This window comes from Acetobacter sp. DsW_54 (assembly GCF_002153575.1).
GTDB classification, from domain to species: domain Bacteria; phylum Pseudomonadota; class Alphaproteobacteria; order Acetobacterales; family Acetobacteraceae; genus Acetobacter; species Acetobacter fabarum.
In genome coordinates, this window is record NZ_JOPD01000076.1 from 1 (window position 1) to 308 (window position 308).

Annotated in this window: 1 pseudogene; it reads left to right on the forward strand. The window is 52.9% G+C overall.

Annotated features, from left to right (window positions below):
- A pseudogene (locus HK20_RS12735) lies at positions 1–308 on the forward strand (IS5/IS1182 family transposase); the annotation flags it as partial.

A 308-nucleotide genomic window follows, 5' to 3' on the forward strand; every position in this document is an offset into this window, starting at 1 on the left:
CCGCCGCCAGTGATGGTGCGCGATTGAGAGAGGGGCTGCTGGATAAAACCAATACGACCTCAACAGCCTGGGCTGACACGACCTATCGCTCAAAAGCCAATGGGGATTTCATGGAAAAGCAGGACTTTGTCTCAAAGGTTCACAAGAAAAAGCCGCATCTCAAACCTATGCACCGACATATCCAGCAATCGAATGCGGGAAAGTCCGTGATCCGATCCCGCGTCGAGCATGTCTTTGCTGACCAGAAATTACAGATCGGGCTGTTCGTCCGAACAGTCGATATCACCCGGGCCACAATGAGGATCGGC